Raw genomic sequence first — 14,958 nt, 5'->3', positions numbered from 1 at the left:
AAACCATTCTATCCGTGTTATAGGTAGGCGTGGGATGGTCCCGCTGCATTAAAAGGAATAACAAATGTCCACTGCTATTTTTGGTTCCGAGAACACTGAGTCTTCGATTCAGGTTGTTCGTTCTACCATGTCTGTGTCCCTCGATGAGAGTGGCACTCCTGTTGTCTCTTTCGCGACTAATCGCGGCAAGGGAACTGGTGCCCAGGTCATTCCTGTTGCACAGTTTCGGGAGGCTGTAGAGTGCCTTCAGGGCTTCGTAGAGACTGGGTTTGAGTCCGAGGCTTCCGAGCCTTCTGTGGCTGATACCATTCGCTCTACCATCTCCTGCTCTGATGGTATGGTTTCTTTCCGAGTTCGTTCCGGTAAGGGTGCTAAGCCCGCTCGTATTCCGGCGGATGTTTTCTCGGAAGTTATCTCCCTTCTGGCCTCCACTGTTGGCGCTGTTGAGTCGGCTGGAGCCTCCGTTGCTCCCGCCTCTGATGACTCCGCAGAGTCTGACGACAGCTAGATAATCAAAGGGACCATAACCTAGAAACCCCTCACAGTAAATAGGCTGTGAGGGGTTTCTTTATTGGGGATGTAAAGTTTTTGCCCGTATTAGGCAGAAATAAATTATGAATACATATGGGATGGATCAAATAGATCTTCGTATTCATCTGAAAATGAATCAAATTGTTTTGCTTCATTTTTATAAGAGTAAATACCTAGTGCTTGCTGCTTGGCATAGTCCATCGCTGCATCTGAAGACTCAGTGCTAAATTGAATTATATTATTCATATCATCCATATGAGTTGAGCCAATCTTATCAAACTCGACTAATGCATCAAATCTATTTCCTAAAATATCTTTAAATCTTAGTCTAAGATTTCCTGAGTTTGGAATTTGAGAAAAAATTTCATCAGAATAAATGTCTTTGTTTTCTACATCTATATCGTTAATAAAAGTTAGCTGAAACTCATCAGCCTGAGCCATCTTTCTTATAATAAAATCTAGATGATCAGCTTCTTTTCTCAGGCCCTTTTGATCTAGGTGATTGGCTATTTTAACTAGTTCTTTTAACATCTTGCATCTCCAATTAAAATGTCATTTATTTTAATTAAAGTATTAGCAGAAAGGGGATGTAAAGTTTTTGCCCCTGGCGACTACCAACTGGTAGTCGCTTCCTCTACTTGGCAGAAGCCAAATTCCTCCGCCAAGTTAATATAGTGATGATAATTAGTGATAGCATGATTTTCTCCGCCTTCCTCCCACCTAGAATACCATGCCAAAGCAATCTTTAAATAATTTGGCATATCGCATCTAACTCTTCCCGTAGAGTAGATGCCAAGTTTAAACATTAACTTTTCTTCTTTCGACATTTTCTTATCTTTAAAATGATCGGGGTGGCAGGGCTCAAACCTGCGGCCTCCGCATCCCAAATGCGGCACGCTATCAACTGCGCCACACCCCGCTATTAATAGATTAATGAATGGCACACTTTAACCGGTGTGCCAGCGGGTTTCTACCGTGAAGTGTGGGCAGAAAGGCTCGGCTTGCAATAACTTCTGTTAGAAAGCCTCGTCCTATTATCTAACACCGCTAAGCATTAGACTTCCAACATCATTAGCGCGACCCGCTCACGGGTGAGTGCCCTACTGACAAAGGCGTCCGAGATCTACTTCTCGGCATGTAGCCTTCCGTTTTAGCGATTAGTTTCAAGCCAATTTCTCGGACCCTATGTTGGTGGTGAGCTTGAAAATTCCTCAAGTATATAGTATAATATACATACTTTCAGCAAGAGGAAACTATGAAAATTTGTTCTAAGTGTAAGGTTGAAAAACCTTTTTGCGACTTTCATAAACGTTCAGATAGTCATGATGGATATCGAAGCCAATGCAAAGAGTGTAAAAATTCTGCTAAAAGCAAGTGGCAAAAAGCCAATGCTGAAAAAGCAAGAATGTATAACAAAAAGCATCGACAGGAAAATTCTGAATATCATGCTGAAAGATATAGAGAATGGGCTAAAGAAAACCCAGAGTACTTTCAGACATCTGAATACAAAGAAAAGCGAAAGGCATGGGAATCTTCAGAAAGCGGAAAAGCTTGTCGCCGTGCTGCATCGAAAAGATATCGTGAAACTGAAAATGGTAAAGCACGAATCTACATAAAGAATGCCAACTACAGAGCACGGAGAAGACTAGCAGAAGGAAGCTTTACGTTAGAAGAATGGGAAGCCCTTTGCGAAAGCTATGGAAATGTTTGTTGTCATTCTGGTTGCAACGAAACAAACTTGACAGTAGACCATATTGTTCCGCTTTCAAAAGGCGGAACAAATGATATTTCTAATTTGCAACCTTTATGTAGAAGTCACAACTCTAGTAAGGGTGCTAAAGAAATCAATTACCTTAAAGAGTAAGAGTGCCGCTCTCGACCGGCATGACCATTACAGTTCCAAGACCCCTGCTTAACGGCTATAAAAGATTTAACTCTTTCTATATGTGTCCCCGCAGTTTCCGGGAGCACACTTTTACCGGTGTGCCAGCGGTTGTGCCGGTTATTGAATATCCACCCACCGGCAGTCCTTTTAGTTTCGAATTACCCCATGACTTTACTGGCGCATGGTTACCAAGCACACTTTTAAAGCAATACCTACATCGTCTAGCGGATTCAGCATCCTTATCCCGTGTGCCAGGGGAGAAATTACCAGAGGAGTATTCCCTACTAACGTTACTTCAAAACACTAATAACATAAGTTGTGCTTTCATGTTTCTTTTTACGACTTTTGGTTTTGTATTTCTCCTCCAACCCGTCACCGGGTGCGATACTAAATAACTCTTCAGCTACTTTTCTCGTGGTAGTGTTCATCTTTGGTACTCCCAACGGGATTCGAACCCGTGTTGCCGGGATGAAAACCCGGTGTCCTGACCTGACTAGACGATAGGAGCACTTGTCTATTATTTTTAAAGTGGCGCTTCCGGTAGGACTCGAACCTACAATCGATCGGTTAACAGCCGATTGCATTAACCATTATGCTACAGAAGCGTAGTAAAAAATCCGTTTGGAAGCCACTCCAAATAAACCCTAATGAATCTTACATCATCTTCACTCCGTGAGTCACCGAAGGCTTTGTACCGGGCAGAAAGTTATTATACTAAATTTCAAATAGTTTGGTTGGGGTACTAGGACTTGAACCTAGAGAAGTGGAACCAAAATCCACTGTGTTGCCAATTACACCATACCCCAATGACGCTTAATCCACCAAGGGAGTTGCGGTAATATAAACCGGTGGGAACTCCATATACTCTACATTCTCTGCTCCATCAGCATCCGTGCTAACAAAGAATCCAAGCATAAGAGAGGTGGCAACAACAATGGCTACAAAGATAGAGAGCCATTTAAGAGAGAAGAGGGGTTCATCAAACTTAATCATTTTATTTCCATTATTTATCGCAAAGCCCAGTTCGGGCAAAAATTTAAGATGGGACCTGTGGGGCTCGAACCCACGACCAGCGGATTAAAAGTCCGATGCTCTACCAACTGAGCTAAGGTCCCGTTTAAAGCGAAATCACATTATACTCTAATGCGTCACAAAGGTCAACATCAATTAACTCTCCAACAAGTTCTCCTGTGTCAACCTCATCTTTGAGAAGAAGTAACTCAAATCCATCAAACTTGCAACAGTCTTTATAGACTTGAGTTACTCTTCCCGTCCAGCCATTTGAGTGAACAATATCGCCAACCTTAAAAGTCATCAATCTCTGCACACTCAAAGTAAAAGCTTCCAAAGTCTGCGTGCTCAACCGCAAAAGGGTGACAACTGGCTTCTACGTGTTCAAGCCAAAGAGAGGACCTCTCTCCATGAACAATAATTCCTCCAAGAGCAGCGCCAAAGGCAAAGGCTACAGCCGAACAAATTACTGCAAAAATCTGCATTTCCCAAACTGCTTTATCGGTCATGCTACCTCCCGCACCTACTTATAACACGGATGGAATGATTTTAGGAAAATTGGTTACGCTGCGATTGCAGAACTAACAGCAGCGTAACGCTCTCCGCCAATAGTCTCCATCATAATCCCCTCTGGAGTGAAGTCCTTTCCGGCAAGGAGTGACTTCATAATCGAAGGAGAGAATCCAGAGACAAGCGCAGTTCCATCCTCTCGGAAGGTAACCGGAACATTGCCAGTGCGAGCATTGAGATTCCAGAAAACAATCTTGGGAACCTCGTAGCCTGCCGCGCTGTAAGCGTGGCGGACATGCTCCATTGAAGTAGAGTTAGGATCTACACCCTGATTGAACTCCATATCCGAAAGAATGAGAATTACATTCGGCATGTCACTCTGCATAACACGGTTGCGCTTTGCGTGAGAAAGAATCACATCAAAGGTGCCGTTGAGATTTGTGGACATACCCCACTTCGCAGACGAGATAGAGTAAACACGCTCGGAGAGTGTGTCTCCACGAACAATCTGCATAGTAGGCTTCTCCGAGAAGGTAACAAAGCAGTTCTTGAAAGGACCGTTGTTACGCTCTGCAACGTAAAGCCCAAGAGAGACAGAAACCTGAATAGGCTTAACGCTGGTTTCCATTCCGTATCCACCGTACATAGAGCCGGAAGTATCAACAACCGGAAGAATACGGTAAGGATTGTTCATAAGCCAGTTAGGCAGAGCATTCCACTGTGCCTCGGAGACAGGAGGAATTGCCGCCTGCTGATACTCGGAAATGTAACTTCCAATAATCTCGTGAGGGTAGATTGCACCCGCGTTTACCTTCTCGGTTCCTGCGGCGAGTCCTTCCTCATAAGAAGCCCAGCGCTCCTCGGAGTGACGCTTAAACGCACCCTTGTAGATACGCATAGCCTGCGAGGGAACATGACCGTACTCAATGCCGTCCCAATCACCAGAACACATCTGGTTTTCAACCACCTGGGTAAGACCAGAGAGAAGCTTGCGGTAAGCCTTGGGAGAAAGGCCCATGTACTTGCGAATCTTACGTGCAATTGCACCCTTAGAGGACTTCTCTCGCGGCATCCACTTTGCACACAGAGCGTCACCAGAACGCAGAGCAGAAGTGATAACAGAGAGGGCTACAAACTCACAGGGAGCAATCTCATTGTTGGGGCTAATAAAGAGGAGAAGATCATCCCAGCGACCGTACTCTGGAATGAGCGGAATAAGCCTGGACATAACCTCTGTATGAGAGCCTGCAAGGTGCTGACACACCGTGCGGAAAGTACGACGCTCGCCCGTACCCTGACGAATATCACGAGCCCAGAAAAGAACCTTGAGAGCCTGCTCTGGGTTGTGCTCCAATGCGGACACAAACGTGCTCACAATGTTGGACTCTTCCCACCCACGCATAGCGCCAATCTGAAAGAACAGATCAACAACAGGGTTGAGAGAAGAAGCGTTAGTGGCCCCACCGTTGAGGGTGGTAGAAGCGTTAGTCATAGACTGGACAAGCGGGTTCATGGATTTCCTCTCTGGATGCATTTACTAGATTAATGGTTTAGTAAAAGGATTGCTGTTAGCATCCTAAGTTAGACAAAACAGGGTAGGTAGACATCTATTTATTTAACTCTCTTATGCCTTCCTGCGAGAGCTTGATACACACGCGAACGAGCGTATCCCTTCATTATAAGAAGATTGCTGTAACTACCCTAAAAGAATACTGGAAGCATTTACTTTTTGACTCTTATTTAAGTAAAGGTTGCTGTTAGCTTCCAAAAAGAACAAGAATAATGCGGGAAACATTATACGATTGGAGTCGAACCAATTTCTCCAGGCTCATCACCTGACGCATTCCCCAATGCTACGTTCGTTGATTATGGTACGAAAGATTAATTGCTGTTAGTTTCCCTGATTAACTGGGTGCATTTTACTTTAATTGCTTGGTAAGTAAAGACTGCTGTTAGCACCCAAAGCAAAAGTGAGAAAAGGCAACCCCAAGCATTAACTGGAGCTATTTAATTCAACTGCCTGCCGCTGATAACCTTCTCTACACTAATATGGTAGGGAGCCTCGGACTCGAACCGAGAACCTGCCGTGTATGAGACGGATGCTCTAACCTGATTGAGCTAACTCCCCTCGACTCCACACAACCTAACCACCGGGGCGGGTTGCGTCAACAAAAATTTTAATTCCCCAAATAAAGTCTGTGCAAATCGCCATCTGAATCAAACCAAAACACTCTCTTTACTTTTTTCCTCTTTAGGAGTGCCATACAACCTCTGCATGGCTTTGAGGAAGTAAGGTTTTCTACTTTATTTGTAATCCTTACAGAAAGAAGAGAAGAACCGTAAATCTGGTCTGACCTTAGACCTTTTAGGCAATCTCTTTCTGCATGAATTGAAAACTGCCTTGTATCTCCTCCCGGCATATGAACCGGAAAGTTATAACCCGTTTGAAGAATTTTTCCATCCTTCCATAGAACGGCTCCATGACGATATTGCATTGGAGACTTTCGGGCCTGACAGATTGCCAACTCTACAATGCCATCTTTGGCACCCTGACCCCCTGCACCTACCTATAACACGGATGGAATGATTTTAGAAAAAAATGAGAAGGAGTACCAGAAGCGGGACTCGAACCCGCAAGGCCAAAGGCCGGGAGATTTTAAGTCTCCTGTGTATACCGATTCCACCATTCTGGCGTCTCATCCTCCCTGCACCTACCTATAACACGGATAGGATCATTTTAGAAAAAAATAAATCAAAGCGTTAGACGGCTTTGTGATCTTTTTGCCCGGTCAGCCGGGCATCTTTAAAAAGATTTCTTCCCACAAGGAATCTGTATAATGAGTCCTTCCTTCGATTGCATCAACTTCCTCGGAATAAGTTCCATGATAGCCATCAAGAAGATCTCTATAAGCATCTTTAGTCTCTTCTGAGATCTTGTCCGATTTAATTGCCTCCTGGGCAATTAAAATTTTAATTGGCAGTCTTTTCATTCTTTGGCCTCATACTTTTTTGTTCTTACGCCAGCTGCATCTAGAATATCTAAACCTGAGCGATCTCTATAATCATCCAAATAAATAAGCTCAGATATTCCGCCATTAATGATAGCCTTAGCACAAACGGAGCATGGAGATAGGGTAACATAAATCTTTTTCTCCTTATGGCAAGAAAAATTCATTTTAATCAAGGCGTTAACCTCGGCATGAATAAACTCTGACTTACCGGGTACTAAAGATTTTACTTTATTTGGTCCGCCAGCCCAATCTCCATTATAACCAATTCCAAGAACTTGGGTATTATCCGCAGTTACAATAACTGCACCAACTTTATTTCTTGGGTCATAAGACCTTTTGGATATCTCTTTTGCTAGAGATATCCAAATAGAATCCCAGCTTGGACGATCCATTAATATTCCTGATAAGTTTCTGGATCAATAATCTGAGCTTGGCGAGGCCGGGGCAAAATCTTCACTGGAGCATGAACAAACAGAAATACACTGCCATAATTTTGAACTCCAATGTTGCCAGAGCAATAAGAACATGAGAATTCATCACCGCAACAAACATTCGAAAGAATGGACTCATTGCAATGAGGGCAGGTTCCAGAAAAGGAACCTGCTGCATTTCGGGTTGCAATCTCTGCGCGCATCAGTCCTCGTCCTCTTCTACATGAACGGTGTAAGAAAGTGATCCATCCTGAACAAGCTCTTGAATGTAAGCTACAATTACTTCCTCCAACTCTTCTGGATCATACTTCTCAATGAATTCTAGCTCAATTGTAATGCGCATGTTACTCTTCCTTTGGCTCAATTACCCCGTATAGGGCTTTCATCAAATCATTAATCTCTGAATAAGCCCAGCCAGGTACTGCAATCCGCTCATCGGGCACACCCATAATCTCTTCGAGAATAGTTTGGCGATAATTCTCGACAGCGCGTTGGATGAAATTTATCTGAAGTTCAGTCATTACGCCCTCCTAACAGGCAGCCCAGCCACCAACAACCCAGCCAATTTCTTTAGATGGAGCGGGCTTTTGAGCTTCTTCCAAAGCCTTCTCAGCCTTTTCTACTCGCTCATTTAACTTAACCAACTTTGCTTTTGCAGAGTTAGAGAGAAGAGGGTGAGAACAAAGAGGACACTCGGGAAGCCTTCCGTAGTTAATAGAGTAATGACTTCCAAGGGAAGTAAAGCGAGAACTAGCAAAATGCTTTCTGCTCAACTTGGAGCCACAACCCTTGCATCCAACCAACTCAGAGCTTCTGCCGAGAAAGGCTTTAACCTCCTCGTTCATGAACTCCATCTTTTTCTTTTTTTCCTGCATCAGCTTTTCTTTGGCGCGCTGAATCTTTGCCTTAGCACGCTCCCCAGAAGCCTTTGGAAGATAAAAAGAACAAGCGTATGGGCTTCCCCACTTTCGGTGATTGTTAATCACCCAGTTATAAGCCTCTTCCTCAGAAGAGAAGAGCTTATTGTAAAAGTTTACATGCTTACCCATAGTCGTTGCGTTTCCGGCCAGAACCAGACTCGTAAGCATCTTCTTCACAAAGAGAAGCCCAGGCGGAAGAAACCTTTTCTCGCGAAGAGAATCTATAAGTAACCGTGTATGAGTGAGCGCCCATGTTAAACTCCTAGTTTATTGTATCGGGCAGAAACTTAAAAGATTTTAACCGAACTCTTTCTATCGGAAGTAGAGTCGCCAGCCTGGATAACCATTTCTCCTCCACACACCCTATGAATGTAAGAGGAATACTTTGGCCTACGCTTGTATCCGTATGTGTACCCGCACTTAAGGCAGGTTGCTGTGTACTTTACCTTTCGAGCAACAGCAGAAGTATCGTAATTATGACAACGATGATTCTTTCTAACACCAGTGATGCGAGTCATTTCGCGCTGAAACATAGGTCCGTGTCCGCGCTCATTGTACTTGTGTACAAGGTAAGCATGAACCATTTCGTGAATAAGAGTAGCCTTAACTTCTTCGATTGGAAAACCATTAGATTCAAAAAGTCTAAGGCTCAAATCAATCTTATAAGGAGTAAGGTTTCCTCCCCTACTACGATAGCGACAGTAACCAGCAGTCGTAGTCATTCTGCTGTTCCACACAACAGGAATGGTAGGAATCTCGGAGTTAAAATGAAGTTCATTCAACTCCTCAAACATACTGGTAATGTTTGGCCTACTTTCATCTGCAAAGATTCTCATTTGAATGACCTGTGTGTGAGCGTGTCTGAATGTTAAAGAGTAAAATGGCGCACCCGGTAGGGCTCGAACCTACGACCCACGGCTTAGAAGGCCGTTGCTCTATCCAACTGAGCTACGGGTGCTTATCTGCCATTCTATATAGCCGGGATATTACTTCCCGTCTACCTTTTTTTCAGAAAAAATCTAAGGTCGAAAATTCTCTGGAACATAAGGGATGAAGTGCTGCCGAGTAAGGCGGTCTAGAATAGACTCGTGAACCTCCCAGCGAGCACCACCGGGATTGCGGATAACATGATCGTATGTTTCCATGCGTCCAAGTGCAATCTCTCGACCACGCCGCTTACTAAACTGATCCTCTGGTCGGCAGAAAGCAGCACCATAAACAACCGAGTTATCTCCCTGCCGTCGATAAGCAATCGTTACATTGTAACGCTTTGTTCGATGATAAAAGAAACAAGCTGGACGTGCAGGAATACCATCCACATCTTCGGGCAAAAGAGTTACTTCTCTTACTGCGTTCATAACTTTTGCGTGATCAAGAAGGGAATCAATCATCTTTCGCATTTTTATCTCCTACGGATTAAAGGCAACCAACAATGTGGTACATAACGTGATAATCTTCTGGATTAGAAGTCTTTGCAACCCACTCTCTAGCCTTTTCCATAGCCTCTTTAATAGTTAGATCACTTCCTGTAAACCAAGAGGGTCCAACATTAGTTTGAGTTTTAGAGTTCCAAATGTCAATCACGTACATGTTCACACCTATGCTTCTGCGGCTACAAATGATTCTGCAATACTAGAGTAAAACCAAGTCTTTCCCATAGCACTGGCTTGAATATCAAAGTCATCAATGTCGCTATTGTAAGTAACTTCGATAAGACCCTTATTGTACATATCTAAAAGGGCGCGATTCTGCTCTGCCAAATGAGGCTCTTCTTCAATCTTTCGATTGATAAATTCTTCAAAGGTTGGTTCATTCATTCTTCACTCTCCTCATATTCAATTTCACCTTCCCACTGGTCCAAGCACTCACCATTACTATAGATGGCTCTTCCCTCATAACCCATGCCCTCTTCTCGATAACTAATCTCAAAGGAGAGATCCGGCCACTCTTTTGTCAGATGTTCAATGATAGCGATTGGTGGGGACCAAGCAGTATGAAATTCATACTGAATGTAATTCGTATGCACGTCCGCGTAAGAAACGTCAGGCTCCCACTTTGTTCCCCAATTATCAACCTGCCAACTGTAACCTCCACAACCAGGGTACTCAACACCCAAGGCTTCTGCGGTTTTCTTTGCTACACCATTATCAAAGCCAAGGCGACGAATAAGGTCAGGAACAGGACACAAAGCATGGAAAGAAAGGTCCGAAACTTCACCTGGCTCTGGCAGATTAGATGCAATCGCAGCAATCCTAACATCATCCAAAGTCTCCCAGTTTTCTCCATGAAAAGAATTATAACTTGAAGTGTGACCCTTTGCCTTTTGGGCAAAAGCCTTGATTTTATCAGCAGGCCCAGTTACTTCCAGAGTATTGAAACACCAGTTAGGCATGATTCACCTCAATCAGTAATTGCATCTTTCGCAGAAGAGACGGCACTATCAGCAGCATTCTTTACAGAGCTTGCAGTAGTCGGGTTTGATGCAGCCCAATAAGCCCCAACAAACAGGATAACTGCACAAAGAAGAATCCTTCCAAGCGTTTTCATTATCCCTCCCGCTCGCGCTCAACACGCGAAAAGATGAAACTTGCTTCGAGCTTCTTTTCGCGCTCGATAATCTCCTGACTCCGATGGCTACCAGAGATAGCCTTATCCTCGTGATAAGCACGACGAGCAGCCTTTTCCTGGTCCTTTTTTGTGGCTTCGCGGAGGCGAATAATCTCGCCTCCATTATCAAGGAAAGCCTGGATTGCAGCCTCGGACTCTTCGCGAGTCATTTTACGGTTGTAACTCATTTGAACCTCCTAAAAGATAGAGATAGAGTTAGAGTTAGACTTCTTCTTTGCACGAGACTTACGACGAGGCTTTTCGGTTTCCTCTGTAAAGTCGTCAGACTCATCTTCTACTTCAATCTTACGAGAGAAAACAGACCTATCATAACCCTGCTCAAGTCCAGCCGAAAGAAGCTGCGGATAGATACAGAGTGGGGCGCGAGTATTATTGCCAGGATAGTAACGAGAAACCTCGCTTTGCCCACCCCTTGATGCACCGTACCAATCGCCATTCAGAAAGTTGTAAACATCATCACCAAATCTTACGCTAACCAAAATGCACCTCCTGCACTCGTTAGGTTACTTACCTTGCCTGCACCTACCTATAACACGGATGGAATGGTTTTAGAAAAAAAGAAAGCCGCTATTACTTCTTCTTGTCAGATTTTTGCCCTGGCGGCGGCCCTTAGATATTTTTTCCGCATCATTCTTTCCGTGTTATAGGTAAGCGTGAGGGAATGGACCCTCGGAGGAAAAAGAAAATGACCAACATTTTTACTGATTCCCACGATGAGAGCCCCATTACTATTATTAAGCAGACCATGTCAGTCTCGCTTTCTGATGATGGTGTTCCGATGGTCAGTTTTGCCACTAATCGTGGCAAAGGCTCGGGAGCGCAGTCCATGCCAATTGCTGAATTTGCGGATTATGTTTCCGCTCTGGAAGCGATTGTAGAGTCCGGTATCCCGGAGGAAGAGAACCGCACTTACACGGCGGCTGAAATGGTGCAGCGCACTATCAGTCAGACCGATGGTGTTATCTCCTTCCGAGTTCGGGATGGGAAGGGTTCAAAGCCCGCAAAGATTCCAACTGATTCGTTCTCTGAAACTGTTGAGCTTCTTCGGTCAACGGTGGATGCAGTAAAGAGTGCCGGGGACTCACTCTCTAAATAAAGCCCCCACTACCTCCTGCACTTAGGCCAGAGGGTTAGCCGCCCTCTGGCCTTCTGCTTTTTAGCATGTAAATTTTTTGCCCGTTATGAGTTATCCTGAACAAACTCATAAAGATTCTTGGCTAAAGCTTTTATCTCATCTGCAGTAGGAGGCGGAATATCTCTCATCGTTCTTCCTTCTGCTGTAGCAATCTTTTCTTCTAAATTAAATCTTGAATGCCACTGCTGATAAAGCATATTTTGTGCATCCCTTAAAAGATTAAACCTTAGTTCATAAGGACTCATTTTATTCTCCTGTGTGTATTGTGTGTGTTAAAGGTAATGATGAAATTCATCATTACCTTTTTATTTTACCATAAAAGCCCGAGCTCGCCGGGCAAAAAATTGACATAAAAAAGAGAACCTTACTCACCATGCGGTGAGTAAGGCTTTTGATTACCGGAGATAATAGCGACCAAGTTTCCTTTATCTCCGCTATCTTTCATTAGCTTTCTGGCTCTTTCAAATGCTCTATGCCTATCGTGTGAGGCAATAAACACAAAATAACCAGAAAGAATACCGCCCTTAGTTGTAATGGCTGTCCATGTCATAGTTCTGAACACATCTCCTGTCTAATATCATTGTGAATAGGCCAAGGTTCTGACAAAAGAGCGGTTACACGACGAACAGCAGCTTTGCTATGACCACCAATGTTCCAACTGCGAATATCTTCTACATCTAGACCATCATGACCACAATAATTGATTCCATTCTTCCAGTTATAAATGGTGGCAATCTCTCCGTCAGAAAAGCGGATAACCCATTCTGCATCAACCTTGTAACCATCGCCAGTGCAAGGCTTTCCAAAGATGCGAACAATATCTTTATATCCGCATGATATATAGCCTTGAAGACAAGTTCCGGTAGATGAAACATCTGAATTATTATGAGTTTCAAACCCCATTTTTACCCCTGGTCCTAATAATTTATAAGTTTGTTTCTAAAGCTCTTAACAGGGTCTCTCCCATAAAACGGTGTTGGAAGAAGTCTGTTCTCGGTATTATTTATATCTCTGCCCTCAATATCAGTAAAGCCAATTCTAATGAAAGTTCTTTGCTTACCATTTGAGGCCGGATTGCGACGATGCAAACAAAAGGGAGTGAAAAGAAGCCACTCTCTTTCTGGTGCCGTTTGAATCTCCGAATCAGACAAGGCTTTTTCTGCAAAAGAGAAAAGATTATGAACCCTTGGGTTAAAGTCTTCCGGCCAATCAATATGACCAACTTTGTACTGCGGACCAGTATGACTTACCCAAACATAGTTTCTTTCAGGAATTAACTCTGTGCGAAAACTAGCACCATCAAAGTGCCACTCATCATCCGTCTTTGTTTCGCACAAGCCATGCCTAACAGTAACATAGCACCAAGAATCTTTAATTCCAGAGAGTTCGTAATCCACAATGCTTGCTTGAAGAATCTGTTCCTTCAACCAAGACAGGCTTGATGGAATATAAAATCCACCATACTTTGGTCTCACAAGCATCCTTAGAATCATTTGCTTATTGCTAGGCGCATGATACAGGGATGGTTGTGAGATATTATCAGCACAGATAATATGCGGAGAATCAATGCGGCTAAAGTCACTCATAGTCTTTAGCCTTTGAAAGTTACGCATATTACACCTCTATTGTGCGTGATAATCTACATTAGATACTTCTTTATCCCAACACGCTCGGCACGGACCACACCTATTACCTCGGGTATAGGCCCGACATTCCTCACCAACACCAGCCTGAACAGTCGAGGTAAGATATCCGGCCATAGACCGGGGCGGCTCCTGCTCAATCATAGGAGCAGAGAGGCGAATAACCAAGTTTTCTGGCCAGTCCTCAACCTCTGACATAACCTGCTTTACAAGTTTAGTTTCCTTGGTAGGAACCCAGAAGTAAACCCACGGCAGATTACGGGCCACCTGAACCCATGACATAAGGTGGTGTCTATCCTGCAAATCTCCAGAGTCATGGACCCGGAAGTAAGGGTCGTCTCTATCGGTATAATGACCGATAAGCAGAGTCATAGCCTCAACCCACAGTGGGTGAGAAAGAGCCTGATAGCGAGCCTCGTGTGCGGCCTTTACAACGGGGTACTGATAGTTATTCCGAAAGGCATAACACTTGGAGCAGACCGAACCCGGAACCCTTGCCAACTTGGAGCCTACCTTGCAGCGACTAGCCGAGATAGACGTAGAGTAACCGGGCATTTTAGACGGCTTTCCAAGGCCACTTGCATGGCCTGTAATCTGCTTTGCTTCTTTGAGATTCATTCGCTTCCTCCCTGCAACTACCTATAACACGGATAGAATGGTTTTCAGAAAAATATGTCTCGCTTTTGCCCGAGGAGGGAGGGTGTTACCCCTCCCTCCATTTATCAAGCCTTCTTTACAGAACCCTTGAACTTCACACCACCCTTTGCAGGGATAAGCGGAAGGTTTCCAACAATCTCGCTTTCAAACAGAGCAGAACACTCGTCAAAGAGAGCCTGATGCTCCGCGTCAAGCGAATTGTAAAGAGTCTGGAAAGCAGCCTTGTCAAGCGAGCCAATCTGGTTCCACTTTTCAATGATCTGACGCGGAGAATGATTCCGAGTCACACCAGAGGAAACAAGCAGCATAATCATGCTCGCGGACGTGCGCGCACGATTGGTTGCGCGGCGGCTACTACCCGCACCACGGGTAACCTCACCCTTGACATGAACGGTAAAGTCAACCGCTTCAGAGGTCAGGTCAGGAAGCGCAGAAACATCGTTGCAATCTGCAATACGAATAGCCTGCGCCAAAGCCATAGCTTCAACAGGAGAGAGGTCATTAGGAGTCTTGGACATAGTGTCTTATCCTTGCTTTTTAGTTAGAGGGTTTGGCGGTCATCGCTACCCTCGCCTACTTATAACACGGATGGAATG

General features: G+C 44.2%; 27 protein-coding genes and 8 tRNA genes. 3 read left to right on the top strand and 32 right to left on the bottom strand.

What is annotated here, in order from left to right; genetic code table 11:
* Positions 1-64 precede the first annotated feature (64 nt).
* Positions 65-508 carry a hypothetical protein gene (locus EBR25_09735; GenBank protein NBW41261.1) on the top strand — a complete coding sequence of 148 codons (444 nt, stop codon included), beginning with the start codon at positions 65-67 and terminating at the stop codon, positions 506-508.
* 104 nt (positions 509-612) lie between these two features.
* On the opposite strand, the gene EBR25_09730 is transcribed toward EBR25_09735, so the two are convergent.
* The 3 genes from EBR25_09730 to EBR25_09720 all read right to left on the bottom strand — a co-directional run bounded on the left by EBR25_09730 (position 613) and on the right by EBR25_09720 (position 1,450).
* On the bottom strand, positions 613-1,062 hold the full coding sequence (locus EBR25_09730; protein NBW41260.1) for a hypothetical protein: 450 nt from the start codon (positions 1,060-1,062) through the stop codon (positions 613-615).
* Positions 1,063-1,142: 80 nt separating this feature from the next.
* Positions 1,143-1,358, bottom strand: coding sequence for a hypothetical protein (locus EBR25_09725; protein NBW41259.1), 216 nt, complete (start codon positions 1,356-1,358; stop codon positions 1,143-1,145).
* A 16-nt stretch (positions 1,359-1,374) separates the two neighbouring features.
* Positions 1,375-1,450 (bottom strand) — tRNA-Pro (locus EBR25_09720).
* Between the two features lie 693 nt (positions 1,451-2,143).
* Here EBR25_09720 and EBR25_09715 point away from each other — a divergent pair.
* Positions 2,144-2,395 carry an HNH endonuclease gene (locus EBR25_09715; GenBank protein NBW41258.1) on the top strand — a complete coding sequence of 84 codons (252 nt, stop codon included), beginning with the start codon at positions 2,144-2,146 and terminating at the stop codon, positions 2,393-2,395.
* A gap of 452 nt (positions 2,396-2,847) precedes the next feature.
* On the opposite strand, the gene EBR25_09710 is transcribed toward EBR25_09715, so the two are convergent.
* The 23 genes from EBR25_09710 to EBR25_09600 all read right to left on the bottom strand — a co-directional run bounded on the left by EBR25_09710 (position 2,848) and on the right by EBR25_09600 (position 11,406).
* Positions 2,848-2,924: transfer RNA gene (locus tag EBR25_09710), tRNA-Glu, on the bottom strand.
* 21 nt (positions 2,925-2,945) lie between these two features.
* Positions 2,946-3,021 (bottom strand) — tRNA-Asn (locus EBR25_09705).
* Between the two features lie 126 nt (positions 3,022-3,147).
* Positions 3,148-3,222, bottom strand: a tRNA-Gln gene (locus EBR25_09700).
* Between the two features lie 7 nt (positions 3,223-3,229).
* Positions 3,230-3,409: a hypothetical protein gene (locus EBR25_09695; GenBank protein ID NBW41257.1), complete on the bottom strand. Its 180-nt coding sequence runs from the start codon at positions 3,407-3,409 to the stop codon at positions 3,230-3,232.
* 49 nt (positions 3,410-3,458) lie between these two features.
* Positions 3,459-3,531: transfer RNA gene (locus EBR25_09690), tRNA-Lys, on the bottom strand.
* Positions 3,532-3,533: 2 nt separating this feature from the next.
* The gene (locus EBR25_09685) at positions 3,534-3,731 is read right to left on the bottom strand and encodes a hypothetical protein (GenBank protein NBW41256.1); all 198 of its coding nucleotides are present in this window, start codon (positions 3,729-3,731) and stop codon (positions 3,534-3,536) included.
* The gene (locus tag EBR25_09680; GenBank protein ID NBW41255.1) at positions 3,721-3,936 is read right to left on the bottom strand and encodes a hypothetical protein; all 216 of its coding nucleotides are present in this window, start codon (positions 3,934-3,936) and stop codon (positions 3,721-3,723) included. The genes EBR25_09685 and EBR25_09680 overlap by 11 nt, the downstream gene beginning before the upstream one ends.
* 53 nt (positions 3,937-3,989) lie before the next feature.
* On the bottom strand, positions 3,990-5,471 hold the full coding sequence (locus tag EBR25_09675; protein NBW41254.1) for a DUF2828 family protein: 1,482 nt from the start codon (positions 5,469-5,471) through the stop codon (positions 3,990-3,992).
* A gap of 516 nt (positions 5,472-5,987) precedes the next feature.
* Positions 5,988-6,065: transfer RNA gene (locus tag EBR25_09670), tRNA-Met, on the bottom strand.
* 49 nt (positions 6,066-6,114) lie between these two features.
* Complete coding sequence (locus tag EBR25_09665; GenBank protein ID NBW41253.1) at positions 6,115-6,432, bottom strand: hypothetical protein; 318 nt, start codon at positions 6,430-6,432, stop codon at positions 6,115-6,117.
* A 115-nt stretch (positions 6,433-6,547) separates the two neighbouring features.
* Positions 6,548-6,630, bottom strand: a tRNA-Leu gene (locus EBR25_09660).
* Positions 6,631-6,726: 96 nt separating this feature from the next.
* On the bottom strand, positions 6,727-6,927 hold the full coding sequence (locus EBR25_09655; GenBank protein NBW41252.1) for a hypothetical protein: 201 nt from the start codon (positions 6,925-6,927) through the stop codon (positions 6,727-6,729).
* Positions 6,924-7,340, bottom strand: a complete 417-nt coding sequence (locus EBR25_09650; GenBank protein ID NBW41251.1) for a hypothetical protein — start codon at positions 7,338-7,340, stop codon at positions 6,924-6,926. The genes EBR25_09655 and EBR25_09650 overlap by 4 nt, the downstream gene beginning before the upstream one ends.
* Positions 7,340-7,582 carry a hypothetical protein gene (locus tag EBR25_09645; protein NBW41250.1) on the bottom strand — a complete coding sequence of 81 codons (243 nt, stop codon included), beginning with the start codon at positions 7,580-7,582 and terminating at the stop codon, positions 7,340-7,342. The genes EBR25_09650 and EBR25_09645 overlap by 1 nt, the downstream gene beginning before the upstream one ends.
* A 327-nt stretch (positions 7,583-7,909) precedes the next feature.
* Positions 7,910-8,467 (bottom strand): hypothetical protein, encoded by a 558-nt coding sequence (locus EBR25_09640; GenBank protein ID NBW41249.1) that lies wholly within the window; start codon positions 8,465-8,467, stop codon positions 7,910-7,912.
* 119 nt (positions 8,468-8,586) lie between these two features.
* Positions 8,587-9,135, bottom strand: coding sequence for a M48 family peptidase (locus EBR25_09635; protein ID NBW41248.1), 549 nt, complete (start codon positions 9,133-9,135; stop codon positions 8,587-8,589).
* A gap of 45 nt (positions 9,136-9,180) precedes the next feature.
* Positions 9,181-9,257: transfer RNA gene (locus tag EBR25_09630), tRNA-Arg, on the bottom strand.
* A 61-nt stretch (positions 9,258-9,318) separates the two neighbouring features.
* On the bottom strand, positions 9,319-9,699 hold the full coding sequence (locus EBR25_09625; GenBank protein ID NBW41247.1) for a hypothetical protein: 381 nt from the start codon (positions 9,697-9,699) through the stop codon (positions 9,319-9,321).
* A 16-nt stretch (positions 9,700-9,715) separates the two neighbouring features.
* Complete coding sequence (locus tag EBR25_09620; GenBank protein NBW41246.1) at positions 9,716-9,895, bottom strand: hypothetical protein; 180 nt, start codon at positions 9,893-9,895, stop codon at positions 9,716-9,718.
* 2 nt (positions 9,896-9,897) lie between these two features.
* Positions 9,898-10,116: a hypothetical protein gene (locus EBR25_09615; protein ID NBW41245.1), complete on the bottom strand. Its 219-nt coding sequence runs from the start codon at positions 10,114-10,116 to the stop codon at positions 9,898-9,900.
* Positions 10,113-10,691 (bottom strand): hypothetical protein, encoded by a 579-nt coding sequence (locus EBR25_09610; GenBank protein ID NBW41244.1) that lies wholly within the window; start codon positions 10,689-10,691, stop codon positions 10,113-10,115. Before EBR25_09610 ends, EBR25_09615 begins: the two co-directional genes overlap by 4 nt.
* Positions 10,692-10,845: 154 nt before the next feature.
* A complete protein-coding gene (locus tag EBR25_09605; GenBank protein ID NBW41243.1) occupies positions 10,846-11,076 on the bottom strand; it encodes a hypothetical protein in 231 nt (76 codons plus the stop codon).
* Positions 11,077-11,103: 27 nt separating this feature from the next.
* Positions 11,104-11,406, bottom strand: coding sequence for a hypothetical protein (locus EBR25_09600; GenBank protein NBW41242.1), 303 nt, complete (start codon positions 11,404-11,406; stop codon positions 11,104-11,106).
* A gap of 206 nt (positions 11,407-11,612) precedes the next feature.
* Between EBR25_09600 and EBR25_09595 the strand changes: the two genes are divergently transcribed.
* Complete coding sequence (locus EBR25_09595; GenBank protein NBW41241.1) at positions 11,613-12,023, top strand: hypothetical protein; 411 nt, start codon at positions 11,613-11,615, stop codon at positions 12,021-12,023.
* A gap of 83 nt (positions 12,024-12,106) precedes the next feature.
* Here the strand turns inward: EBR25_09595 and EBR25_09590 are convergent, their stop codons facing one another.
* The 6 genes from EBR25_09590 to EBR25_09565 all read right to left on the bottom strand — a co-directional run bounded on the left by EBR25_09590 (position 12,107) and on the right by EBR25_09565 (position 14,880).
* The gene (locus EBR25_09590) at positions 12,107-12,307 is read right to left on the bottom strand and encodes a hypothetical protein (GenBank protein NBW41240.1); all 201 of its coding nucleotides are present in this window, start codon (positions 12,305-12,307) and stop codon (positions 12,107-12,109) included.
* 119 nt (positions 12,308-12,426) lie between these two features.
* Positions 12,427-12,612, bottom strand: coding sequence for a hypothetical protein (locus tag EBR25_09585; GenBank protein ID NBW41239.1), 186 nt, complete (start codon positions 12,610-12,612; stop codon positions 12,427-12,429).
* Positions 12,609-12,965, bottom strand: a complete 357-nt coding sequence (locus tag EBR25_09580; protein NBW41238.1) for a hypothetical protein — start codon at positions 12,963-12,965, stop codon at positions 12,609-12,611. The genes EBR25_09585 and EBR25_09580 overlap by 4 nt, the downstream gene beginning before the upstream one ends.
* 14 nt (positions 12,966-12,979) lie before the next feature.
* Entirely contained in the window at positions 12,980-13,675 is a 696-nt protein-coding gene (locus tag EBR25_09575) for a hypothetical protein (protein ID NBW41237.1), read from the bottom strand.
* Between the two features lie 9 nt (positions 13,676-13,684).
* Entirely contained in the window at positions 13,685-14,323 is a 639-nt protein-coding gene (locus tag EBR25_09570; GenBank protein ID NBW41236.1) for a hypothetical protein, read from the bottom strand.
* 104 nt (positions 14,324-14,427) lie between these two features.
* The gene (locus EBR25_09565; protein ID NBW41235.1) at positions 14,428-14,880 is read right to left on the bottom strand and encodes a hypothetical protein; all 453 of its coding nucleotides are present in this window, start codon (positions 14,878-14,880) and stop codon (positions 14,428-14,430) included.
* Between the last annotated feature and the right edge of the window lie 78 nt (positions 14,881-14,958).

It is taken from the genome of bacterium (genome assembly GCA_009926305.1).
Lineage (GTDB): Bacteria > Bdellovibrionota_C > UBA2361 > UBA2361 > RFPC01 > RFPC01.
Note: the sequence above shows the minus strand (reverse complement) of the source record. Positions and strands in the feature narration are given on the sequence as shown.

What these genes read in the sequence shown, in the direction of transcription:
- EBR25_09735 (NBW41261.1), top strand. Translation starts at nt 65, where the DNA reads ATGTCCACTGCTATTTTTGGTTCCGAGAACACTGAGTCTTCGATTCAG.
- EBR25_09730 (NBW41260.1), bottom strand. Translation starts at nt 1,062, where the DNA reads ATGTTAAAAGAACTAGTTAAAATAGCCAATCACCTAGATCAAAAGGGC.
- EBR25_09725 (NBW41259.1), bottom strand. Translation starts at nt 1,358, where the DNA reads ATGTCGAAAGAAGAAAAGTTAATGTTTAAACTTGGCATCTACTCTACG.
- EBR25_09695 (NBW41257.1), bottom strand. Translation starts at nt 3,409, where the DNA reads ATGATTAAGTTTGATGAACCCCTCTTCTCTCTTAAATGGCTCTCTATC.
- EBR25_09685 (NBW41256.1), bottom strand. Translation starts at nt 3,731, where the DNA reads ATGACTTTTAAGGTTGGCGATATTGTTCACTCAAATGGCTGGACGGGA.
- EBR25_09680 (NBW41255.1), bottom strand. Translation starts at nt 3,936, where the DNA reads ATGACCGATAAAGCAGTTTGGGAAATGCAGATTTTTGCAGTAATTTGT.
- EBR25_09675 (NBW41254.1), bottom strand. Translation starts at nt 5,471, where the DNA reads ATGCATCCAGAGAGGAAATCCATGAACCCGCTTGTCCAGTCTATGACT.
- EBR25_09665 (NBW41253.1), bottom strand. Translation starts at nt 6,432, where the DNA reads ATGCAATATCGTCATGGAGCCGTTCTATGGAAGGATGGAAAAATTCTT.
- EBR25_09655 (NBW41252.1), bottom strand. Translation starts at nt 6,927, where the DNA reads ATGAAAAGACTGCCAATTAAAATTTTAATTGCCCAGGAGGCAATTAAA.
- EBR25_09650 (NBW41251.1), bottom strand. Translation starts at nt 7,340, where the DNA reads ATGGATCGTCCAAGCTGGGATTCTATTTGGATATCTCTAGCAAAAGAG.
- EBR25_09645 (NBW41250.1), bottom strand. Translation starts at nt 7,582, where the DNA reads ATGCGCGCAGAGATTGCAACCCGAAATGCAGCAGGTTCCTTTTCTGGA.
- EBR25_09640 (NBW41249.1), bottom strand. Translation starts at nt 8,467, where the DNA reads ATGCTTACGAGTCTGGTTCTGGCCGGAAACGCAACGACTATGGGTAAG.
- EBR25_09635 (NBW41248.1), bottom strand. Translation starts at nt 9,135, where the DNA reads ATGAGAATCTTTGCAGATGAAAGTAGGCCAAACATTACCAGTATGTTT.
- EBR25_09625 (NBW41247.1), bottom strand. Translation starts at nt 9,699, where the DNA reads ATGCGAAAGATGATTGATTCCCTTCTTGATCACGCAAAAGTTATGAAC.
- EBR25_09615 (NBW41245.1), bottom strand. Translation starts at nt 10,116, where the DNA reads ATGAATGAACCAACCTTTGAAGAATTTATCAATCGAAAGATTGAAGAA.
- EBR25_09610 (NBW41244.1), bottom strand. Translation starts at nt 10,691, where the DNA reads ATGCCTAACTGGTGTTTCAATACTCTGGAAGTAACTGGGCCTGCTGAT.
- EBR25_09605 (NBW41243.1), bottom strand. Translation starts at nt 11,076, where the DNA reads ATGACTCGCGAAGAGTCCGAGGCTGCAATCCAGGCTTTCCTTGATAAT.
- EBR25_09595 (NBW41241.1), top strand. Translation starts at nt 11,613, where the DNA reads ATGACCAACATTTTTACTGATTCCCACGATGAGAGCCCCATTACTATT.
- EBR25_09590 (NBW41240.1), bottom strand. Translation starts at nt 12,307, where the DNA reads ATGAGTCCTTATGAACTAAGGTTTAATCTTTTAAGGGATGCACAAAAT.
- EBR25_09585 (NBW41239.1), bottom strand. Translation starts at nt 12,612, where the DNA reads ATGACATGGACAGCCATTACAACTAAGGGCGGTATTCTTTCTGGTTAT.
- EBR25_09580 (NBW41238.1), bottom strand. Translation starts at nt 12,965, where the DNA reads ATGGGGTTTGAAACTCATAATAATTCAGATGTTTCATCTACCGGAACT.
- EBR25_09575 (NBW41237.1), bottom strand. Translation starts at nt 13,675, where the DNA reads ATGCGTAACTTTCAAAGGCTAAAGACTATGAGTGACTTTAGCCGCATT.
- EBR25_09570 (NBW41236.1), bottom strand. Translation starts at nt 14,323, where the DNA reads ATGAATCTCAAAGAAGCAAAGCAGATTACAGGCCATGCAAGTGGCCTT.
- EBR25_09565 (NBW41235.1), bottom strand. Translation starts at nt 14,880, where the DNA reads ATGTCCAAGACTCCTAATGACCTCTCTCCTGTTGAAGCTATGGCTTTG.